The sequence below is a fragment of the Streptomyces sp. NPDC043867 genome (assembly GCF_056435845.1).
Map to the genome: position 1 here is coordinate 1 of NZ_JBWKDS010000019.1, position 21,270 is coordinate 21,270.

The window sequence follows — 21,270 nt, forward strand, 5'->3', positions numbered from 1 at the left end:
CTCTCGCCGCACCGGGCGAAGCCCCAAGTACGTCCAGTACGAGGGTCTCCGCCCGGCACGCCGAGAGCACGCACCAGACGCCGCGGAACCCGCCCCCGGGCGGACGACGAGACTTTGCGGACACGACCTAGGAGGCGGCCCCGGTCTGTTCGCGGACCCGCTCGGCGACCTGGGCCGGCATCGGCTCGTGCCGTGCGTAGCGGCGGTCGAAGCGCGCGGTGCCGTGCGAGAGGGAGCGCAGGTCGACCGCGTACCGGCCGATCTCGATCTCCGGGATCTCGGCCCGTACGACGGTGCGTCCGCCGGGCGCCTGCTCGGTCCCGACGACCCGGCCGCGCCGTCCGGACAGGTCGCTCATCACGGTGCCCACGTACTCGTCGCCCACCAGCACCGTCACCTCGGCCACCGGCTCCAGCAGATGGATGGTGGCGCCGGCCGCGGCCTCCCGCAGGGCGAGCGCTCCCGCGGTCTGGAACGCGGCGTCGGAGGAGTCCACCGAGTGCGCTTTGCCGTCCAGCAGCGTGACCCGGACGTCGATGAGCGGATACCCGGCGACCACACCCCTGGCGGCCTGGGCCCGCACGCCCTTCTCCACGGACGGGATGAACTGCCGTGGCACGGCGCCGCCGACGACCTTGTCCACGAACTCGATGCCGGAGCCGTTCGGCAGCGGCTCGACCTCGATCTCGCAGACCGCGAACTGTCCGTGGCCGCCGGACTGCTTCACATGACGGCCGCGCCCCGCGGCGGCGGCCGCGAACGTCTCCCGCAGCGGCACCTTGTGCGGGACCACGTCCACCCGGACGCCGTACCGGCTGCGCAGCCGTTCCAGCGCGACGTCGGCGTGTGCCTCGCCCAGGCACCACAGCACGACCTGGTGGGTGTTCTGGTTCTGTTCCAGGCGCATGGTGGGGTCCTCGGCGACCAGCCGGCCGAGGCCCTGGGAGAGCTTGTCCTCGTCGGCCTTGCTGTGCGCCTCGATGGCGAGCGGCAGCAGCGGGTCCGGCATCCGCCACGGCGCCATGAGCAGCGGATCGTCCTTGGCCGAGAGGGTGTCGCCGGTCTCCGCGCGGTTCAGCTTCGCCACGCACGCGAGATCGCCTGCGATGCAGTGGGTGAGCGGGCGCTGCTGCCTGCCGAAGGGGGCGGACAGGGCGCCGACGCGCTCGTCGACGTCGTGGTCCTCGTGGCCGCGGTCGGACAGTCCGTGCCCGGAGACGTGCACCGTCGTGTCGGGGCGCAGCGTGCCCGAGAAGACACGCACCAGCGAGACACGGCCCACGTAGGGGTCGCCGGACGTCTTGACCACCTCCGCGACCAGCGGCCCGTCCGGATCGCAGGGTTTCACCTCGCGTGCCCTGCCGTCCGGCGTGGTGACCGCGGGCGCCGGGCGTTCCAGGGGGGTGGGGAAGCCGCCGGTGATCAGTTCGAGCAGTTCGACCGTGCCGATGCCCTGCCGGGCGCCCTCGGCGGCGGGGGCGGCGGCCAGCACGGGGAAGAAGGTCCCGCGCGCCACGGCCCGCTCCAGGTCCCGCACGAGTGTCCCGAGGTCGATCTCCTCGCCGCCGAGGTAGCGGTCCATGAGGGTCTCGTCCTCGCTCTCGGCGATGATCCCCTCGATCAGCCGGTCGCGGGCCTCGGCGATGAGCGGCAGTTGCTCGGGGCCCGGCTCGGACTCCTTGCGCTCCCCGGAGGAGTAGTCGAACAGCCGCTGCGAGAGCAGCCCGGTCAGCCCGGTGACGGGCGCGTGCCCGTCGGGCCCCTGCGGGCCGTGCAGCGGCAGGTACAGCGGCAGTACGGCGTCGGGGTCGTCGGCGCCGAAGGCCTGCGCGCAGACGCGGGTCATCTCCTCGAAGTCGGCCCGGGCGGCCTCCAGGTGCGTGACCACGATGGCCCGCGGCATGCCGACCGCCGCGCACTCCTCCCACACCATCCTGGTCGGGCCGTCCACGCCGTCGGAGGCCGAGACGACGAAGAGGGCCGCGTCCGCGGCGCGCAGACCGGCCCTCAGCTCCCCGACGAAATCCGCGTAGCCGGGTGTGTCCAGCAGATTGATCTTGTATCCGTCCCAGTCGACGGGGACCAGGGAGAGCTGCACCGAGCGGTGCTGCCGGTGCTCGATCTCGTCGTAGTCGGAGACGGTGCCGCCGTCCTCCACGCGGCCCGCCCTGTTCACCGCTCCCGCCGTCAGCGCGAGAGCTTCCACCAGCGTCGTCTTGCCGGATCCGCTGTGGCCGACCAGCACCACATTCCGTACGGACGCGGGGTGGTCGGCCGCCGTAGCCCTGCCGGCGGCTCCGGGGTGTGCGTTCGCCTTGTCGCCCATGGTCCTGCCTCCCGTGCACGGTGAGGTCACTGTGGGCGCGCATGCCGGTCCGGTCCGCGTGCGGTGGCGGCTCCGGTGACGCCCGCGGTTCTTCGAGCTTTCCACTCACCTCACGGTGCGTCCATACGAGGGACGCGATCCCGGCGTGACGCCGGCGCGGGGCCGCCGTGACACGGGGCGAGGGTGCCCGGCGGTCGCACCGGCGCGCGCGTGGCTACGATGGGCCAGCCGGTGGCCAGCAGGGGCCGCGCGGCGACACCGACCCTCGGGAAGGCCATGCTGAACAAGTACGCGCGTGCATTCTTCACGCGTGTCCTCACACCGTTCGCCGCGTTTCTCGTCCGCCGGGGGGTGAGCCCCGACACCGTGACGCTCCTCGGCACGGCCGGAGTGGTGGCGGGCGCGCTGGTCTTCTACCCCATGGGCGAGTTCTTCTGGGGCACGGTCGTGATCACGCTGTTCGTGTTCTCGGACCTGGTCGACGGGAACATGGCGCGCCAGCTCGGCCGCTCCAGCCGCTGGGGAGCCTTCCTCGACTCGACCCTGGACCGGGTCGCCGACAGCGCGGTCTTCGGCGGCTTCGCCCTCTGGTACGCGGGCGGCGGCGACGACAACGTGCTGTGCGCGGTCTCCATCTTCTGCCTGGCCAGCGGCCAGGTGGTCTCGTACACCAAGGCGCGCGGCGAGTCGATCGGCCTGCCGGTGGCGGTCAACGGCCTGGTCGAGCGCGCCGAGCGGCTGGTGATCTCGCTGGTCGCGGCCGGGCTGGCCGGGCTGCACAAGTTCGGGGTCCCCGGCATCCAGTGGCTGCTGCCGATCGCGCTGTGGATCGTCGCCGTCGGCAGCCTCGTCACGCTGATCCAGCGGGTCGTCACGGTGCGCCGGGAGGCTGCCGAGGCAGACGCGGCGGCCGCCGCCCAGGGCAGTGAGGCCACCTCGTGAGCAAGCTGCGGGACCGGCTGGCGGACGGGGCGTACGCGCTCGGCTGGAGCACCGTCAAGAAGCTCCCCGAGCCCGTCGCCGTCCGGCTCGGCCGGATCATCGCCGACCTCACCTGGAAGCGGCGCGGCAAGGGCGTGCGGCGGCTGGAGAGCAACTACGCGCGCGTGGTGCCGGACGCGACCCCGGAGCGCCTCGCCGAGCTGTCCAGGGCGGGCATGCGCTCGTACCTGCGCTACTGGATGGAGTCCTTCCGGCTGCCCGCCTGGAGCGCGGAACGCGTGCGGACGGGCTTCGACCCCAAGGACCTGCACCACCTCACCGACGGGCTCGCCGCGGGCAAGGGCGTGGTCGTCGCGCTGCCGCACCTGGGCAACTGGGACCTCGCGGGCGCCTGGGCCACCACGGGGCTCGGCATCCCCTTCACGACGGTCGCCGAGCGCCTCAAGCCCGAGTCGCTGTACGACCGTTTCGTCGCCTACCGCGAGGGCCTGGGCATGGAGGTCCTGCCGCACAGCGGCGGCTCCGCGTTCGGCACGCTGGCCCGGCGGCTGCGCAGCGGCGGCCTGGTCTGCCTGGTCGCCGACCGCGACCTGTCCGCGTCCGGTGTCGAGGTCGAGTTCTTCGGCGAGAAGGCCCGGATGCCCGCGGGACCCGCCCTGCTGGCCCAGCAGACCGGCGCCCTGCTCCTCCCGGTGACGCTCTGGTTCGACGACTCGCCCGTGATGAAGGGCCGGATCCATCCGCCCGTCGAGATCCCGGCGACAGGCACCCGCGCGGAGAAGACGTCTGTCATGACACAGGCGCTGGCCGACGCCTTCGCCACGGGAATCGCCGACCATCCGGAGGACTGGCACATGCTCCAGCGTCTGTGGCTCGCCGACCTGGAGCCCCGCCCCGAGCCGTCCGACCGGGAGGGCCCGTGAGGATCGGCATCGTCTGCCCGTACTCCTGGGACGTCCCGGGCGGCGTCCAGTTCCACATCCGCGACCTGGCCGAGCACCTCATCCGCCTCGGGCACGAGGTGTCCGTCCTCGCCCCGGCCGACGACGAGACACCCCTCCCGCCCTACGTCGTCTCGGCGGGCCGCGCGGTCCCGGTGCCGTACAACGGCTCGGTCGCGCGCCTCAACTTCGGCTTCCTGAGCGCCGCCCGGGTACGGCGATGGCTCCACGACGGCAGGTTCGACGTGATCCACATCCACGAGCCGACCTCGCCGTCACTGGGACTGCTCGCGTGCTGGGCGGCCCAGGGACCCATCGTCGCCACCTTCCACACCTCGAACCCGCGCTCCCGGGCGATGATCGCCGCGTACCCGATCCTCCAGCCCGCGCTGGAGAAGATCAGCGCGCGGATCGCGGTGAGCGAGTACGCCCGCCGCACGCTCGTCGAGCACCTCGGCGGCGACGCCGTCGTCATCCCGAACGGCGTCGACGTCGACTTCTTCGCGCGCGCCAAGCCCAACCCCGAGTGGCAGGGCGACACCCTCGGCTTCATGGGCCGCATCGACGAGCCCCGCAAGGGACTTCCGGTGCTGATGAAGGCGCTGCCGAAGATCCTCGCCGCGCGTCCGCGGACGCGGCTCCTGGTCGCCGGACGCGGTGACGAGAAGGAGGCCGTGGAGGACCTGCCGGCCGAGATGCGCTCGCGTGTGGAGTTCCTCGGCATGGTCAGCGACGAGGACAAGGCGCGCTTCCTGCGCAGTGTCGACGTGTACGTCGCGCCCAACACCGGCGGCGAGAGCTTCGGGATCATCCTCGTCGAGGCGATGTCGGCGGGGGCGGCGGTGCTCGCCTCCGACCTCGACGCGTTCGCCCAGGTACTGGACCAGGGGGCGGCCGGGGAACTGTTCGCCAACGAGGACGCGGACGCGCTGGCCGAGGCGGCCCTGCGGCTCCTCGGTGACGACGGGCGCCGGGCCGGACTGCGGGAGCGGGGGAGCGCCCATGTGCGGCGCTTCGACTGGTCGACGGTCGGCGCGGACATCCTCTCCGTGTACGAGACGGTGACCGACGGGGCGGCGGCGGTCGCGGCCGACGAACGCACGGGCCTGATGGCCCGCTTCGGGTTCGCCCGGGACTGAGCGTCGTACGCCGCCACCGGTGCCGGGAGGATACGGGGTCCGCCGGTGCCGGGAGTCCGGCGACGGCCGCCGTCCCCCGGTGCCGGGAGTCCGGCGGGGTCCACCGTCGCCCGGTGCCGGGAGGACACGGGGTCCGCTGCCCCCCGGTGAAGGGGGCCCGCTGCGCGGTCCGGGCCCGCCGGGTGCCGTTCCGTGACGTCGGGGGTTCACGCTTTATTCCGTTACGCCAGGGGTTCACGCCGCGTTCCGTGACGCCGCGGCTGCACGCCGCGTTCCGTCGCGCACGGTGCCTGCGGGGCGCCGAGTGGTCACCGGTAGCCTTGCCGCCCGTGACCGCAACCCTCATCTGGATCCTCGTCGGCCTCGCCGCCATCGGCCTCTACCTGAGCTGGACCGCAGGGCGTCTCGACCGGCTGCACGCGCGGATCGACGCCGCGCGGGCGGCCCTGGACGCACAGCTGCTGCGCCGCGCGTCGGTCGCCCAGGAACTGGCGACGTCCGGAGTGCTGGATCCGGCCGCCTCGATCGTGCTCTACGAGGCGGCCCACGCCGCCCGGCAGGCCGAGCCGGACCAGCGCGAGGTCGCCGAGAGCGAGCTGAGCCAGGCCCTGCGGGCGGTCTTCGGCGAGACGGCCCAGGTCGAGGCCGTCCGGGCGGCACCCGGCGGCGAGGAGGCCGCGGACGAGCTGGCCCAGGCGGTGCGCAGGGTGCCGATGGCCCGGCGGTTCCACAACGACGCGGTACGCGCCGCCCGCGCGCTGCGCCGGCACCGCAAGGTGCGCTGGTTCCGGCTGGCGGGGCATGCGCCGTTCCCGCTCGCCTTCGAGATGGACGACGAGCCCCCGGTGGCCCTGGCGGACCGGCCCACCTCGTAGGCCCGCCGGAGCCACCACAGCCGTGCCGCGCGCTCGGGGAGGCGGGCCGATGACAGCCCCGTGGCCTGGGCTTTCACGCACGGGGGGCGAAAAATGAGCCACCGGCTCACCATTGGCCCTTGCTGTGGACTGGTCCGCCGGCGTTTCCTCGGTGCTGCAGCAGCCCTCTTTTTCCACCGAGTGAGGTACACCCGTGTCCAGCACGCCTTCCAACTCCGCCCAGCGCGCCGACAACCCCGCGACCGGCACCGCGCGCGTCAAGCGCGGCATGGCCGAGCAGCTCAAGGGCGGCGTGATCATGGACGTGGTCAACGCCGAGCAGGCGAAGATCGCCGAGGACGCCGGCGCCGTGGCCGTCATGGCCCTGGAGCGGGTGCCCGCCGACATCCGCAAGGACGGCGGCGTGGCCCGGATGTCGGACCCGAACATGATCGAGGAGATCATCGAGGCGGTCTCCATCCCGGTCATGGCCAAGTCCCGCATCGGCCACTTCGTCGAGGCGCAGGTCCTGCAGTCCCTCGGCGTGGACTACATCGACGAGTCCGAGGTCCTCACCCCGGCCGACGAGGTCAACCACTCCGACAAGTGGGCGTTCACCACCCCCTTCGTCTGCGGCGCCACCAACCTGGGCGAGGCCCTGCGCCGCATCGCCGAGGGCGCGGCCATGATCCGCTCCAAGGGCGAGGCCGGCACCGGCAACGTCGTCGAGGCCGTCCGCCACCTGCGCCAGATCAAGAACGAGATCGCCAGGCTGCGCGGCTTCGACAACAACGAGCTGTACGCCGCGGCCAAGGAGCTGCGTGCCCCGTACGAGATCGTCAAGGAGGTCGCCGAGCTCGGCAAGCTGCCGGTCGTGCTGTTCTCCGCCGGTGGTGTGGCCACCCCGGCCGACGCCGCGCTGATGCGCCAGCTCGGCGCCGAGGGCGTCTTCGTCGGCTCCGGCATCTTCAAGTCGGGCGACCCCGCCAAGCGTGCCGCCGCCATCGTGAAGGCCACCACCTTCTACGACGACCCGAAGATCATCGCGGACGCGTCCCGCAACCTGGGCGAGGCCATGGTCGGCATCAACTGCGACACCCTCCCCGAGACCGAGCGCTACGCCAACCGCGGCTGGTAGTCACTCATGAACACTCCTGTCGTGGGCGTCCTGGCACTCCAGGGCGACGTACGGGAGCACCTGATCGCCCTGGCCGCGGCCGACGCCGTGGCCAGGCAGGTGCGGCGCCCCGAGGAACTCGCCGAGGTCGACGGTCTCGTCATCCCCGGCGGCGAGTCCACCACCATCTCCAAGCTGGCCGTGCTCTTCGGACTGATGGAGCCCCTCCGCGCGCGCGTGCGTGACGGCATGCCCGTCTACGGCACCTGCGCGGGCATGATCATGCTCGCCGACAAGATCCTCGACCCGCGCTCGGGCCAGGAGACCGTCGGCGGCATCGACATGATCGTGCGTCGCAACGCCTTCGGGCGCCAGAACGAGTCCTTCGAGGCGGCCGTCGACGTGACGGGCGTGGCGGGCGGTCCGGTGGAGGGCGTCTTCATCCGTGCCCCCTGGGTCGAGTCCGTCGGCGCCGCCGCCGAGGTGCTCGCCCGGCACGAGGGCCACATCGTCGCCGTGCGCCAGGGCGACGTGCTCGCCACGTCGTTCCACCCGGAACTGACCGGCGACCACCGCATGCACGGGCTCTTCGTCGACATGGTGCGCGCGAACCGGACAGCGGAGTCCTTGTAGGATCTCTGGCGTTCGTAAAGAGTTGGGTTACGCGAAGGAGACAGGCAGATGTCCGGCCACTCTAAATGGGCTACGACGAAGCACAAGAAGGCCGTGATCGACGCCAAGCGCGGCAAGCTCTTCGCGAAGATGATCAAGAACATCGAGGTCGCGGCCCGTACGGGCGGCGCCGACCCGGCCGGCAACCCGACGCTCTTCGACGCCATCCAGAAGGCCAAGAAGAGCTCGGTCCCGAACAAGAACATCGACTCCGCGGTCAAGCGCGGCGCCGGTCTCGAGGCCGGCGGCGCCGACTACGAGACGATCATGTACGAGGGCTACGGACCGAACGGTGTCGCTGTGCTCATCGAGTGCCTCACCGACAACCGCAACCGCGCCGCCTCCGACGTCCGCGTCGCGATGACCCGCAACGGCGGCTCGATGGCCGACCCGGGCTCCGTGTCGTACCTGTTCCACCGCAAGGGCGTCGTGATCGTCCCCAAGGGCGAACTGTCCGAGGACGACGTGCTGGGCGCCGTGCTCGACGCGGGCGCCGAAGAGGTCAACGACCTCGGCGAGTCCTTCGAGGTCCTGTCCGAGGCCACCGACCTGGTCGCGGTCCGCACCGCGCTCCAGGAGGCCGGCATCGACTACGACTCCGCCGAGGCCAATTTCGTCCCGACCATGCAGGTCGAGCTGGACGAGGACGGGGCCCGGAAGATCTTCAAGCTGATCGACGCGCTCGAGGACAGCGACGACGTGCAGAACGTCTTCGCCAACTTCGACGTGAGCGACGAGGTCATGGCGAGCGTCGACGCCTGAGCGGACGGCACCAGCCGCGGGCCGACGGAACACACACTCCGTCGGCCCGCGGCTTTGTCAGCGGTACCCGATAGCCTGCACGAGCAGGAGATCGACGAAGGGGTTCGGGGTGCGGGTACTGGGTGTTGACCCGGGTTTGACCCGGTGCGGTGTCGGAGTGGTCGAGGGACTCGCGGGCCGCCCCCTGACCATGTGCGGCGTCGGTGTCGTACGGACCCCGCCCGACGCCGAGTTGGGGCTGCGCCTCGTCGCCGTCGAGCAGGGCATCGAGCGCTGGCTCGACGAGTACCGGCCCGAATTCGTCGCCGTGGAGCGGGTGTTCAGCCAGCACAACGTACGCACGGTCATGGGCACCGCCCAGGCCAGCGCCGTCGCCATGCTCTGCGCCGCCCGGCGCGGCATCCCCGTCGCCCTGCACACCCCGAGCGAGGTCAAGGCCGCCGTCACCGGCAGCGGGCGCGCGGACAAGGCCCAGGTCGGCGCGATGGTCACGCGCCTGCTCCGGCTCGACGCACCGCCCAGGCCCGCCGACGCCGCGGACGCCCTGGCCCTCGCCATCTGTCACATCTGGCGCGCACCCGCAAAGAACAGACTCCAGCAGGCCGTCGCCCTGCACGCATCGAAAGGGCGTCCCGCATGATCGCCTTCGTCAGCGGCCCGGTCGCCGCGCTCGCCCCCGACTCCGCGGTCCTCGAGGTCGGCGGCATCGGCATCGCCGTCCAGTGCACGCCCAACACCCTCTCCGGACTCCGTACGGGACAGGACGCCAGGCTCGCCACCTCCCTCGTCGTCCGCGAGGACTCACTGACGCTGTACGGCTTCGCGGACGACGACGAGCGCCAGGTCTTCGAGCTGCTGCAGACCGCGAGCGGTGTCGGCCCGCGGCTGGCCCAGGCCATGCTGGCCGTGCACAGCCCCGACGCCCTGCGCCGCGCGGTGGCCACCGGTGACGAGAAGGCGCTCACCGCCGTCCCCGGCATCGGCAAGAAGGGCGCCCAGAAGCTCCTCCTGGACCTCAAGGACCGGCTCGGCGAGCCCCTCGGCCCCGGCGGTCCCGCCATCGGCAGGTCCGTCACCGCCGGCTGGCGCGACCAGCTGCACGCCGCCCTGATCGGCCTCGGATACGCGACCCGCGAGGCGGACGAGGCGGTCTCCGCGGTCGAGCCCCAGGCCGAGGCCGCAGGCGGCAGCCCCCAGGTGGGCCACCTGCTGAAGGCGGCCCTGCAGACCCTCAACCGGACGCGCTGACCGCGCCCCGAGCGCCCCACGCCCGTTCGACCGACCCCACTGCGACCGCGAGGCACAAGCGATGAACTGGGACGACACGACCGACGAGACCGCCGACGAGCGGCTGGTGGGCTCGGTCGCCGACCACGAGGACCAGGCCGTCGAGGCGGCGCTGCGCCCGAAGGACCTCGACGAGTTCATCGGACAGGAGAAGGTCCGCGAGCAGCTCGACCTGGTCCTGCGCGCCGCCCGCGCGCGCGGGGCCACCGCCGACCACGTGCTCCTGTCCGGCGCCCCCGGACTCGGCAAGACCACCCTCTCGATGATCATCGCCGCCGAGATGGGCGCCCCGATCCGCATCACCAGCGGCCCGGCCATCCAGCACGCGGGCGACCTCGCCGCGATCCTGTCCTCCCTCCAGGAGGGCGAGGTCCTCTTCCTCGACGAGATCCACCGCATGTCCCGGCCCGCCGAGGAGATGCTCTACATGGCCATGGAGGACTTCCGCGTCGACGTCATCGTCGGCAAGGGCCCCGGCGCCACCGCCATCCCGCTCGAACTGCCGCCGTTCACGCTGGTCGGCGCCACCACCCGCGCGGGTCTGCTGCCGCCCCCGCTGCGCGACCGCTTCGGCTTCACCGCGCACATGGAGTACTACGAGCCGGCCGAACTGGAGCGCGTGATCCACCGTTCGGCCCACCTCCTCGACGTCGAGATCGACACCGCGGGCGCCGCCGAGATCGCCGGCCGCTCCCGGGGCACGCCCCGTATCGCGAACCGCCTGCTGCGCCGCGTACGCGACTACGCGCAGGTCAAGGCCGACGGGATCATCACGCGGGACATCGCGGCGGCGGCCCTCGCGGTGTACGAGGTGGACGCCCGCGGCCTCGACCGGCTCGACCGCGGTGTCCTGGAGGCGCTGCTCAAGCTCTTCGGAGGCGGTCCCGTCGGTCTTTCCACACTCGCGGTCGCCGTGGGGGAGGAGCGCGAGACCGTCGAGGAGGTCGCCGAGCCCTTCCTGGTGCGCGAGGGACTGCTGGCCCGCACCCCGCGCGGCCGGGTGGCGACACCGGCCGCCTGGGCGCACCTCGGCCTGGCCCCGCCGCGCCAGGCGCCGGGGGGAATCGGACAAGGGGACCTGTTCGGGGCGTGACGGCGCGGGCCCCTGCCCGGAGAGGAACCCCGGTGCCATGCTGAGCGTTGTTCCATGAGTGCGGACTCGCTTAGACTCCGCCGATGCCGCCCTTGTGGGCGGCGCCGACCAACCCCCATCCACCAGGCCGCCCCCCGCGCGGTCGTGCGAAGGAACCCCGTCCCGTGAATACCTTGACCTTCCTCCCGCTCGTCGTGCTCATCGGGGCCATGTTCCTGATGACCCGCTCGGCCAAGCGCAAGCAGCAGGCGGCCGCGCAGATGCGCAACGAGATGCAGCCCGGCACCGGCGTCCGCACGATCGGGGGCATGTACGCGACGGTGAAGGAGGTCAGCGAGGACACGGTCCTCCTCGACGCCGCCCCCGGCGTCCACCTGATCTTCGCGAAGAACTCGATCGGGGCCGTTCTGACCGACGACGAGTACAACCGCCTCGTCCACGGCATCGACCCCGATCTGAAGGACGACGACGCCGCTGTCGTGCCGGACGACGCCTCCTCCCTCACCGGGACGGACGAGCCCGTGGTCGCTTCCGACGACAAGCCTCTCGACCTCGGCAAGAAGGACACGGACGCGCAGGCCGTCGAGCCCACCGAGACCGACGCGGCGGAGCCGAAGAAGACCGACGGCGAGTCCGACGCGAAGTAGGGCACGACCCGGGAGCGCGGCGCGACCCGCTCGCGACCGGCGTTCCGCGGGACGTGCGGTTCCGCACGGTATCCCGACACCATGTCATGGCCGCCCCGGCGCTCACCCGGCGCCGGGTGGCCCGAGAGGGAGTACGAGAAGGTGGCAGCACCGAAGAAGGGCCGGAGCGCGAGCGCCCAGAGCAGGCCGGGGCGCTCGCTGGCCCTCATCCTGATCGCCATCGTGGCGCTCACCGGGGGGATGTTCCTCTCCGGGCACCCCACCCCGCGTCTCGGCATCGACCTCGCCGGCGGCACGAGCATCACGCTCGAGGCGAAGAACGAGCCGGGCCAGCCGAACGCGATCAACAAGACCAACATGGACACCGCGGTCGACATCATGAACCGCCGCGTCAACGGTCTTGGCGTGTCCGAGGCGGAGGTCCAGACCCAGGGCGATAAGAACATCATCGTCAACATCCCCAAGGGCACGAACTCCAAGCAGGCCCGGGAGCAGGTCGGCACCACCGCCAAGCTCTACTTCCGCCCGGTCGTCGCGACGGAGGTCACCGGCGGCGCCGCGACGGCCAGCCCCTCGCCGAGCGGCAGCGCCTCGAAGACGCCCACGGACAAGGCGAGCGAGAAGGCGGGCGACAAGGCCACCGACAAGGCGACCCCGTCCGGCTCCGCGACTCCCTCGGCCACCGCCACCTCCCAGGGCCGCGCCGTCACCGACGCCCTGAAGGACGACGCGACGCCGTCCGCGAGTGCCTCGGCGAAGTCCTCGGCCTCCGCCGACGCCTCCCCTCCGGCGAGCGCCGACCCGGCCACGGCCAAGCTCCAGGCCCAGTACGCCGCGCTCGACTGCTCCAAGCCGGGTGACCGCGCCAAGGCCGGCGTCGGCGCCAAGCCCTCCGACTCCACCGTGGCCTGCGGCCAGAACTCGGACGGCCAGTGGCAGAAGTACGTGCTCGGCCCGGCCGAGGTGTCCGGTACGGACGTCAAGAAGGCCGCCGCCGTCTACGACACGCAGAGCGGTGCCGGCTGGAAGGTCACCATGGACTTCACGTCCGGTGGCGCCAAGAAGTTCGCCAGCATCACCGGCAAGCTCGCGCAGAACCAGCAGCCGCAGAACCAGTTCGCCATCGTCCTCGACAACGAGGTCGTCTCCGACCCGTACGTCAGCCAGGCGCTGACCGGCGGCAGCGCGGAGATCTCCGGCAGCTTCGACCAGACCGAGGCGCAGGACCTGGCGAACATGCTGAAGTACGGCGCGCTGCCGCTCACCTTCAAGGAGGCGAGCGTCACCACGGTGACCGCGGCCCTCGGCGGCGAGCAGCTGCACGCCGGTCTGATCGCCGGTGCGATCGGCCTGGCCCTGGTCGTCATCTACCTGGTGGTCTACTACCGGGGTCTGTCGCTCATCGCCGTCGCCTCGCTGCTCGTCTCCGCCGTCCTCACGTACGTGATCATGGCGTTGCTCGGCCCCACCATCGGCTTCGCGCTGAACCTGCCGGCCGTGTGCGGTGCCATCGTCGCGATCGGCATCACAGCGGACTCGTTCATCGTGTTCTTCGAACGCATCCGTGACGAGATCCGCGAGGGCCGTTCGCTGCGGCCCGCCGTCGAGCGTGCCTGGCCGCGCGCCCGGCGCACCATCCTGGTCTCCGACTTCGTGTCGTTCCTCGCCGCCGCGGTGCTCTTCATCGTCACGGTCGGCAAGGTCCAGGGCTTCGCGTTCACCCTCGGTCTGACCACCCTGCTCGACGTCGTCGTCGTCTTCCTGTTCACCAAGCCGCTGATGACGATCCTCGCCCGCAAGAAGTTCTTCGCGAACGGTCACAGCTGGTCGGGCCTCGACCCGAAGCGACTGGGTGCCCAGCCCCCGCTGCGCCGCACCCGTCGCGCGTCCGCCCCCGTCGACACGAAGGAGGCGTGAGATGTCGAAACTCGGCACCCTCGGCGCCCGGCTCCACCGCGGCGAGATCGGCTACGACTTCGTCGGCAAGCGCATGATCTGGTACGGCGTCTCGATCCTGATCACCATCACGGCCATCCTCGGCCTGACGGTGCGCGGCCTGAACATGGGCATCGAGTTCCAGGGCGGAGCCGTCCTGACCACCGAGCGGACCAGCGTCTCGGTGTCCCAGGCCGAGACGTACGCGGAGGAGGCCTCCGGGCACGACGCGATCGTCCAGAAGCTCGGCAACGGCGGTCTGCGCATCCAGATCGCCGGCATCGACACCGGCAAGTCGGACCAGATCAAGGACGAGCTGGCCAAGGACCTGAAGGTCGACTCCGAGTCGATCAACGCGGACCTGGTCGGCCCCAGCTGGGGTGACCAGATCGCCAACAAGGCCTGGCAGGGCCTGGCGATCTTCATGGTCCTCGTGGTGATCTACCTGGCGATCGCCTTCGAGTGGCGCATGGCCCTGGCCGCGCTCGTCGCGCTGATCCACGACATCACGATCACGGTCGGCATCTACGCACTGGTCGGCTTCGAGGTCACCCCGGGCACCGTGATCGGTCTGCTCACGATCCTCGGTTACTCGCTCTACGACACGGTCGTGGTCTTCGACAGCCTCAAGGAACAGACGAAGGACCTCACCAAGCAGACCCGCTGGACCTACAGCGAGGTCGCCGACCGGTCGATCAACAGCACCCTGGTCCGCTCCATCAACACGACGGTGGTCGCGCTGCTGCCCGTCGCGGCCCTGCTGTTCATCGGCGGCGGTGTCCTCGGGGCCGGCATGCTCAACGACATCTCGCTGTCGCTGTTCGTGGGTCTCGCGGCCGGGGCGTACTCGTCCATCTTCATCGCCACGCCGCTCGTCGCCGACCTCAAGGAGCGCGAGCCGCAGATGAAGGCCCTGAAGAAGCGGGTCCTCGCCAAGCGGGCGCAGGCCGCCGCCCGGGGCGAGTCGCTGGACGTGCGGGAGCCCGCCCCCGAGTCGTACGACGACGAGGACGAGCCGCAGGACGCCGCGCCCGCGGTCGTCGGCCCGCGCAACCAGCCCGCGTCCCGCACCCGGGGCCGCGGCCGGCCCTCGGGGAAGCGCCGATGACCGGCATCGAGGAGCTGCTGCTCAGCCGCATCCGGGACGTCGCGGACTACCCGGAGCCGGGTGTGATGTTCAAGGACATCACGCCGCTGCTGGCCGATCCGGCGGCGTTCACCGCGCTGACCGACGCGCTGGCGGAGATCACCGTGCGCAACGGCGCCACCAAGATCGTCGGTCTGGAGGCCCGCGGCTTCATCCTGGGCGCGCCCGCGGCGGTCCGCGCGGGCGTCGGCTTCATCCCCGTACGCAAGGCGGGCAAGCTCCCCGGAGCGACCCTCAGCCAGTCGTACGACCTGGAGTACGGCTCCGCCGAGATCGAGGTGCACGCCGAGGACCTGGCCGCGGGGGACCGCGTGATGGTCGTCGACGATGTCCTCGCCACCGGCGGCACCGCCGAGGCCTCGCTTCGGCTGATCCGCCGGGCGGGCGCCGAGGTCGCGGGCGTCGCGGTCCTGATGGAGCTCGGCTTCCTGGGCGGCCGAGCCCGCCTGGAGCCGGCCCTCGAGGGCGCCCCTCTGGAGGCCCTCCTCAGGGTCTGAGGACGCCGCCGGCGCCGCGTCGCAGTACGGCGACGCGGTACCCGGACGCCGTCCTCCGGCAGTCGCGCAGCACCCTTAGGACACTCGTTCGACACCGCGGAGGCGGGCCCGGAGGAATCCGGTGCCCGCCTCCGCTGTTTCCGCAGTACCAGGCCGTCCCACCGGCCGAAGACGAGTTCGAAGCCGGGGATCGCTACCATGGGGTTTCCGGAGCCTGACCGGGGGACCCGGAAAGCGCACGAGGAGCCCTCTTGCCAGACGAGGCCCAGCCACTCGCCCCCAGTGCCGACCGCCCGGGGGGAACCCCGGCCGCCAAGCCCGTACCGACTTCGGGCCCCGCGGCCGAGCCCGCGAAGAGCGTCGCGCACGGGCCGGTCGAGCACGCCCAGTCCGCGCCCGAGGGGAAGGCCGCTGAGGAGCCACGCCCCAAGCCGGCGCCAGGCGAGGGCGAGCAGTCCAGCACCCCGGTGGCCCGTCCCGCGGCCGGCCAGCCCGCGCGGACCGGCGGTGGCTCCTCCAACCGCGTGCGGGCCCGACTCGCCCGGCTCGGCGGCCAGCGCTCCAACCCGTACAACCCGGTGCTGGAGCCCCTGCTGCGGATAGTGCGCGGCAACGACCCGAAGATCGAGACGTCCACGCTGCGCCAGATCGAGCGCGCCTACCAGGTCGCCGAGCGCTGGCACCGCGGTCAGAAGCGCAAGAGCGGCGACCCGTACATCACGCACCCGCTGGCCGTCACCACCATCCTCGCCGAGCTCGGCATGGACCCGGCGACGCTGATGGCCGGCCTGCTGCACGACACCGTCGAGGACACCGAGTACGGCCTGGACTCCCTGCGCCGCGACTTCGGCGACCAGGTCGCCCTCCTCGTCGACGGTGTCACCAAGCTCGACAAGGTCAAGTTCGGCGAGGCCGCGCAGGCCGAGACGGTCCGCAAGATGGTCGTCGCGATGGCGAAGGACCCCCGCGTCCTGGTCATCAAGCTCGCCGACCGCCTGCACAACATGCGCACCATGCGCTACCTCAAGCGCGAGAAGCAGGAGAAGAAGGCTCGCGAGACCCTCGAGATCTACGCGCCGCTCGCCCACCGGCTGGGCATGAACACCATCAAGTGGGAGCTGGAGGACCTCGCCTTCGCGATCCTCTACCCCAAGATGTACGACGAGATCGTGCGCCTCGTCGCCGAGCGCGCCCCCAAGCGCGACGAGTACCTCGCCATAGTGACCGACGAGGTGCAGTCCGACCTGCGCGCCGCCCGCATCAAGGCGACGGTGACCGGCCGCCCGAAGCACTACTACAGCGTCTACCAGAAGATGATCGTCCGCGGCCGTGACTTCGCGGAGATCTACGACCTGGTGGGCATCCGCGTCCTCGTGGACACCGTCCGCGACTGCTACGCGGCCCTCGGCACGGTGCACGCGCGATGGAATCCGGTCCCCGGCCGGTTCAAGGACTACATCGCGATGCCCAAGTTCAACATGTACCAGTCGCTGCACACGACGGTCATCGGCCCCAACGGCAAGCCGGTCGAACTCCAGATCCGTACGTTCGACATGCACCGCCGTGCCGAGTACGGCATCGCCGCGCACTGGAAGTACAAGCAGGAGGCCGTCGCCGGCACCTCCAAGGTGCGCTCGGACGTGCCGCGGACCACCGGCAAGGACGACCACCTCAACGACATGGCGTGGCTGCGCCAGCTCCTCGACTGGCAGAAGGAGACCGAGGACCCGGGCGAGTTCCTGGAGTCCCTGCGCTTCGACCTGTCCCGCAACGAGGTCTTCGTCTTCACGCCGAAGGGCGACGTCATAGCGCTCCCGGCGGGCGCCACCCCGGTGGACTTCTCCTACGCCGTGCACACCGAGGTCGGCCACCGGACCATAGGGGCCCGCGTCAACGGCCGCCTGGTGCCGTTGGAGTCCACCCTCGACAACGGCGACCTGGTCGAGGTCTTCACCTCCAAGGCCGCGGGCGCCGGCCCCTCCCGGGACTGGCTGGGCTTCGTCAAGTCGCCGCGGGCCCGCAACAAGATCCGGGCCTGGTTCTCCAAGGAGCGCCGCGACGAGGCGATCGAGCAGGGCAAGGACGCCATCGCCCGCGCGATGCGCAAGCAGAACCTGCCGATCCAGCGCATCCTCACCGGCGACTCCCTGGTCACCCTCGCGCACGAGATGCGCTACCCCGACATCTCGTCGCTGTACGCGGCGATCGGCGAGGGGCACGTCGCCGCGCAGAGCGTCGTGCAGAAGCTGGTGCAAGCGCTCGGCGGCGAGGAGGCGGCCAGCGAGGAGGTCGACGAGAGCATTCCGCCCGCCCGCGGCCGGAGCCGCAAGCGGCGCTCCAACGCCGACCCCGGAGTCGTCGTCAAGGGCGTCGACGACGTCTGGGTCAAGCTGGCCCGCTGCTGCACTCCCGTACCCGGCGACCCGATCATCGGTTTCGTCACCCGCGGCAGCGGCGTCTCGGTGCACCGCAGCGACTGCGTCAACATCGACTCGCTGTCCCGGGAACCCGAGCGGATCCTCGAGGTCGAGTGGGCACCCACCCAGTCCTCGGTCTTCCTCGTCGCCATACAGGTCGAGGCGCTGGACCGCTCGCGGCTCCTGTCGGACGTCACCCGCGTCCTGTCGGACCAGCACGTCAACATCCTCTCCGCGGCCGTGCAGACCTCCCGCGACCGCGTCGCCACCTCGCGCTTCACCTTCGAGATGGGCGACCCCAAGCACCTCGGCCACGTCCTGAAGGCCGTACGGGGTGTGGAGGGCGTGTACGACGTGTACCGCGTGACGTCGGCCCGCAGGCCCTGACCGACCGGACGACGGGGGACGAGATGGACGGCATCGGCTTAGTGGCCGGCCGCTACCGCCCGGTGGGGCTCCTCGGGCGGGGCGGCATGGGTGTGGTGTACGAGGCGGTCGACGAGGTGCTCGGGCGCCGCGTCGCGGTGAAGCTGCTGACCGCCGTGGAAGGACTGGCCGCCGACAGCGAGGCGCTCGAGCGCTTCATGCGCGAGGCCCGCGCCCTGGCCAGGATCGACCACCCCTCGGTCGTCACGCTGTACGACACGGGGGTCCACGACGGCACGCCGTACCTGGTCATGCAGGTACTCGACGGCATGACCCTGGCCGACCTGGTCGCGGCGACGGGACCGCTGCCGCCGGCCGCGGTCGCCTCCGTCGCCCTCGGGGTCGCCGACGCACTCGCCGCCGCCCACGCGGCCGGTGTGCTGCACCGGGACGTCAAGCCCTCGAACGTGGGGATCGACCGCGGCGGACGGGTCGTCCTCCAGGACTTCGGGCTCGCCCGCCTCGCCGGGGAGGCGGTGATCACCCGGACCGGCATGCTGATGGGCACACCGCAGTTCATCGCGCCCGAGGCGATCCGCGGGGCGCTGCCGGAGCCCGCCGCCGACCTCTACGGGCTGGGCGCCTGCATGTACCTGATGATCACGGGCGAGCTGCCGTTCGGCGCGACCATGGACGTCGGAGCCATCGTGGAGAAGGCCCTGGGCGACGGCATCCCGCGACTGGCCGGGCGGAAACCGCCGTACCCCGTCGATCTGACCCTCCTCGTCGACCGGCTCTGCGAGCAGGATCCCGCCGACCGGCCGCAGCGGGTCGAGACGGTCGAGGAGGAGCTCCGGGGCCTCGCCGACGGCGGCACCGCACTGCTGGCCGGCCTGCTGGCGCGGCACATCCGCGCCGAGGTGCTGGAAGCCCTCGCCGAGCCGCCCGCCGTACAGGGCCCGCCCCCGGCCGGCGGCTCGCCCGCCCTCGGAGGCCAAGGCCCGTCCAGGCCGCTGGTCGAGGCGCCCGAGTACGACTGGGACCAGTCGGCCGTGCCGCCGCTGCCCCCGGACTTTGCCGGTGCGGGGCCGGGGGCCGGAGCGCCGGACGGCGGCGCCTTCTCCGAGCAGGGCGCGGGGGCATCGTTCCGCATGGCCCGCCGTGCTCTGGCGCCGCCCACCCTCAGCGACGCCACCCGGCGGCTCGTCCTGAGCAGCATGACCGCGTCGAACGCCCTGTCCCGGCAGCGCGAGGCGGTCAATCTGGTGCTGCGCGGTGAACTCCGCGAAGCCGCACAGATGTTGTCGGTGATCGTGCCGGTGTGCCTGTCGTCGCTGGGCCCCGACCACCTCACCACCCTGACCAGCCAGTACTGGCAGGCCGTGTGCCTGGCCAGGCTGGACGCCGGGGACCAGGCACTGGACCTGTTCTCGCAGGTGAACAAACGGGTAGGCCGACGAACGGACGGGATCGATGACTGACTTCGTCGCGGGGATCGCACCGGTCCCGGCGGCCGCGGGGGCCCAGCGGACGCCGGACGCCGGGGAAGCACCCGGCAGCGAGGACGAACTCCGCTCCCTGCTGCGCTGGTTGCACGCGGACGAGACGCTCGACGTACGCGCCCGGATCGGGGGCGAGCCGGCCGGCGCACAGCACATGGGCTCGGGGTTCGACCTGCTCCAACTCGCCCTCGGCAGCGGGCTGTCCACCGCATCGCTGGTCGTCTCCGTGCTCCAGTGGCAGAGCTCGCGCCGCCGGGCCCCCGCCGTCACCCTGCGCCGCGGCGAGGTCGAGGTGCTGCTCACCGCCGAGGCGGCGCGCGACGAGGAGACCCTGCGCCGGATCGTCGGACTCCTCGACCGGGAGGAAGCCGAGAGTGACCTCGACGCTCCCTGACCCGGCCCGCTCCAGAGCGGTCCTGATCGGCACCGCCTCCTACCGGCACCTGCCCCAACTGCCCGCCGTCGAGGCGAACGTGGTCGACCTCGCCGCCGAGCTGTGCGACGCCACGGTCTGGGGGCTCCCGGTCCAGCACTGCACCGTCGTCACCGACCCGCAGAGTCCGCTCGCCATGCTCGACCCGGTGCACCAGGCGGGCGACGAGGCCACCGACACCCTGATCGTGTACTACGCCGGGCACGGCATGCGCGACTCCGAGTCCGCCGACCTGTACCTCGCGCTCGGCGACTCCCGCGACCACCTGGGCTACACCGCCGTCGCCTACCAGCACCTGCGCTCCGCCCTGCGTGCCTCGCGCGCCCGCCGCAAGGTCGTCGTCCTCGACTGCTGCTTCAGCGGCCGGGCCGCCCGCACCCTCGTCGGCGGCGGTGACGTACTCGCCGCGCAAGCCGCGGTCGACGGCGCCTTCGTGCTCACCGCCTCCCCGCGCGACCGGCTGGCGCTCGCGCCCGACGGCGAGCGCTACACCGCGTTCACCGGCGAACTCCTCACCGTCCTGCGCGACGGCGTCCACGACGGACCCGAACTCATCGACCTCGACACCCTCTACCGGGTCCTGGAGGAGCGGCTGCGGGCCAAGAACCGCCCGCTGCCGCAACGCTCCCAGGAGAACGGCGTGGGACGGCTCGCCTTCGCCCGCAACAAGGCCCGCGCCGGCCACCGCGCACCCGCGGGACCGGTCCTCGCCGCCGACGTACGCGCCGCGATGGTTGCCACCGGCCTCAACGTGGCCCGGGCCCTGCGCGCCGCGGGCAACACCAGGGACGCCCTTCCCGTGCTGCGGCTCGCCCTCCAGGAACAGACGGCGAACGGCCGGGGCGACCTGCTCGCCGTCCAGCTGGAACTCTCCGAGCTGCTCGCGGAGTCCGGCCAGGTGGGGGAGGCCATCGAGGTCCTGGAGCTGGCCTTCCGGCAGGTCCACAAGCTGTACGGGCCCGAGGCCATCCTCGTGTGCCGGCGGCTCGCCGATCTCCTCCAGGAGTGCGGGAACCACATCCAGGCCTGCGAGGTCCTCAAGCACGCCCTCCACATCGCCGAACAGGGCGGACCGCGCGTCCCGTCATGAACGCGGTGGGGGGGGGGGGGGGGGGGGGGGGGGGGGGGGGGGGGGGGGGGGGGGGGAGGGAAGGGCCAAACGGCCATGGCCTCCGCCTCGGACTCTTCCTCCC

At 71.9% G+C, this 21,270-nt stretch carries 19 protein-coding genes; 18 read left to right on the top strand and 1 reads right to left on the bottom strand.

What is annotated here, in order from left to right; translation table 11 throughout:
* Positions 1-127: 127 nt before the first annotated feature.
* A complete protein-coding gene (locus AC069T_RS19825; RefSeq protein ID WP_478783995.1) occupies positions 128-2,326 on the bottom strand; it encodes an elongation factor G-like protein EF-G2 in 2,199 nt (732 codons plus the stop codon).
* 219 nt (positions 2,327-2,545) lie between these two features.
* On the opposite strand from AC069T_RS19825, the gene pgsA reads away from it, so the two are divergent.
* The 18 genes from pgsA to AC069T_RS19915 all read left to right on the top strand — a co-directional run bounded on the left by pgsA (position 2,546) and on the right by AC069T_RS19915 (position 21,167).
* On the top strand, positions 2,546-3,268 hold the full coding sequence (pgsA, locus tag AC069T_RS19830; RefSeq protein ID WP_478784099.1) for a phosphatidylinositol phosphate synthase: 723 nt from the start codon (positions 2,546-2,548) through the stop codon (positions 3,266-3,268).
* Entirely contained in the window at positions 3,265-4,191 is a 927-nt protein-coding gene (locus AC069T_RS19835; RefSeq protein WP_478783996.1) for a phosphatidylinositol mannoside acyltransferase, read from the top strand. Before pgsA ends, AC069T_RS19835 begins: the two co-directional genes overlap by 4 nt.
* Positions 4,188-5,348, top strand: coding sequence for a glycosyltransferase family 4 protein (locus tag AC069T_RS19840; RefSeq protein ID WP_478783997.1), 1,161 nt, complete (start codon positions 4,188-4,190; stop codon positions 5,346-5,348). The genes AC069T_RS19835 and AC069T_RS19840 overlap by 4 nt, the downstream gene beginning before the upstream one ends.
* Before the next feature lie 329 nt (positions 5,349-5,677).
* A complete protein-coding gene (locus AC069T_RS19845; RefSeq protein ID WP_478783998.1) occupies positions 5,678-6,223 on the top strand; it encodes a LemA family protein in 546 nt (181 codons plus the stop codon).
* Between the two features lie 193 nt (positions 6,224-6,416).
* The gene (pdxS, locus tag AC069T_RS19850; RefSeq protein ID WP_476751986.1) at positions 6,417-7,340 is read left to right on the top strand and encodes a pyridoxal 5'-phosphate synthase lyase subunit PdxS; all 924 of its coding nucleotides are present in this window, start codon (positions 6,417-6,419) and stop codon (positions 7,338-7,340) included.
* Positions 7,341-7,346: 6 nt separating this feature from the next.
* On the top strand, positions 7,347-7,952 hold the full coding sequence (pdxT, locus tag AC069T_RS19855; RefSeq protein ID WP_478783999.1) for a pyridoxal 5'-phosphate synthase glutaminase subunit PdxT: 606 nt from the start codon (positions 7,347-7,349) through the stop codon (positions 7,950-7,952).
* Positions 7,953-8,000: 48 nt separating this feature from the next.
* On the top strand, positions 8,001-8,753 hold the full coding sequence (locus AC069T_RS19860; RefSeq protein WP_476751984.1) for a YebC/PmpR family DNA-binding transcriptional regulator: 753 nt from the start codon (positions 8,001-8,003) through the stop codon (positions 8,751-8,753).
* Between the two features lie 109 nt (positions 8,754-8,862).
* Positions 8,863-9,393: a crossover junction endodeoxyribonuclease RuvC gene (gene ruvC / locus AC069T_RS19865; protein WP_476751983.1), complete on the top strand. Its 531-nt coding sequence runs from the start codon at positions 8,863-8,865 to the stop codon at positions 9,391-9,393.
* Entirely contained in the window at positions 9,390-10,001 is a 612-nt protein-coding gene (ruvA, locus tag AC069T_RS19870; RefSeq protein ID WP_478784000.1) for a Holliday junction branch migration protein RuvA, read from the top strand. Before ruvC ends, ruvA begins: the two co-directional genes overlap by 4 nt.
* Positions 10,002-10,062: 61 nt before the next feature.
* On the top strand, positions 10,063-11,133 hold the full coding sequence (gene ruvB / locus AC069T_RS19875; protein WP_478784001.1) for a Holliday junction branch migration DNA helicase RuvB: 1,071 nt from the start codon (positions 10,063-10,065) through the stop codon (positions 11,131-11,133).
* Positions 11,134-11,297: 164 nt separating this feature from the next.
* Complete coding sequence (yajC, locus tag AC069T_RS19880; RefSeq protein WP_478784002.1) at positions 11,298-11,780, top strand: preprotein translocase subunit YajC; 483 nt, start codon at positions 11,298-11,300, stop codon at positions 11,778-11,780.
* 141 nt (positions 11,781-11,921) lie between these two features.
* Positions 11,922-13,697 (top strand): protein translocase subunit SecD, encoded by a 1,776-nt coding sequence (gene secD, locus AC069T_RS19885; RefSeq protein ID WP_478784003.1) that lies wholly within the window; start codon positions 11,922-11,924, stop codon positions 13,695-13,697.
* A 1-nt stretch (position 13,698) separates the two neighbouring features.
* Complete coding sequence (gene secF / locus AC069T_RS19890) at positions 13,699-14,823, top strand: protein translocase subunit SecF (RefSeq protein WP_478784004.1); 1,125 nt, start codon at positions 13,699-13,701, stop codon at positions 14,821-14,823.
* Positions 14,820-15,359: an adenine phosphoribosyltransferase gene (locus tag AC069T_RS19895; protein ID WP_478784005.1), complete on the top strand. Its 540-nt coding sequence runs from the start codon at positions 14,820-14,822 to the stop codon at positions 15,357-15,359. The genes secF and AC069T_RS19895 overlap by 4 nt, the downstream gene beginning before the upstream one ends.
* Before the next feature lie 251 nt (positions 15,360-15,610).
* Positions 15,611-18,163: a RelA/SpoT family protein gene (locus AC069T_RS19900; protein WP_478784006.1), complete on the top strand. Its 2,553-nt coding sequence runs from the start codon at positions 15,611-15,613 to the stop codon at positions 18,161-18,163.
* A gap of 23 nt (positions 18,164-18,186) precedes the next feature.
* Positions 18,187-19,623, top strand: a complete 1,437-nt coding sequence (locus tag AC069T_RS19905; RefSeq protein WP_478784007.1) for a serine/threonine-protein kinase — start codon at positions 18,187-18,189, stop codon at positions 19,621-19,623.
* Positions 19,616-20,038, top strand: coding sequence for an effector-associated constant component EACC1 (locus tag AC069T_RS19910; protein ID WP_478784008.1), 423 nt, complete (start codon positions 19,616-19,618; stop codon positions 20,036-20,038). Before AC069T_RS19905 ends, AC069T_RS19910 begins: the two co-directional genes overlap by 8 nt.
* On the top strand, positions 20,019-21,167 hold the full coding sequence (locus AC069T_RS19915; protein WP_478784009.1) for a caspase family protein: 1,149 nt from the start codon (positions 20,019-20,021) through the stop codon (positions 21,165-21,167). The genes AC069T_RS19910 and AC069T_RS19915 overlap by 20 nt, the downstream gene beginning before the upstream one ends.
* Positions 21,168-21,270: the final 103 nt, after the last annotated feature.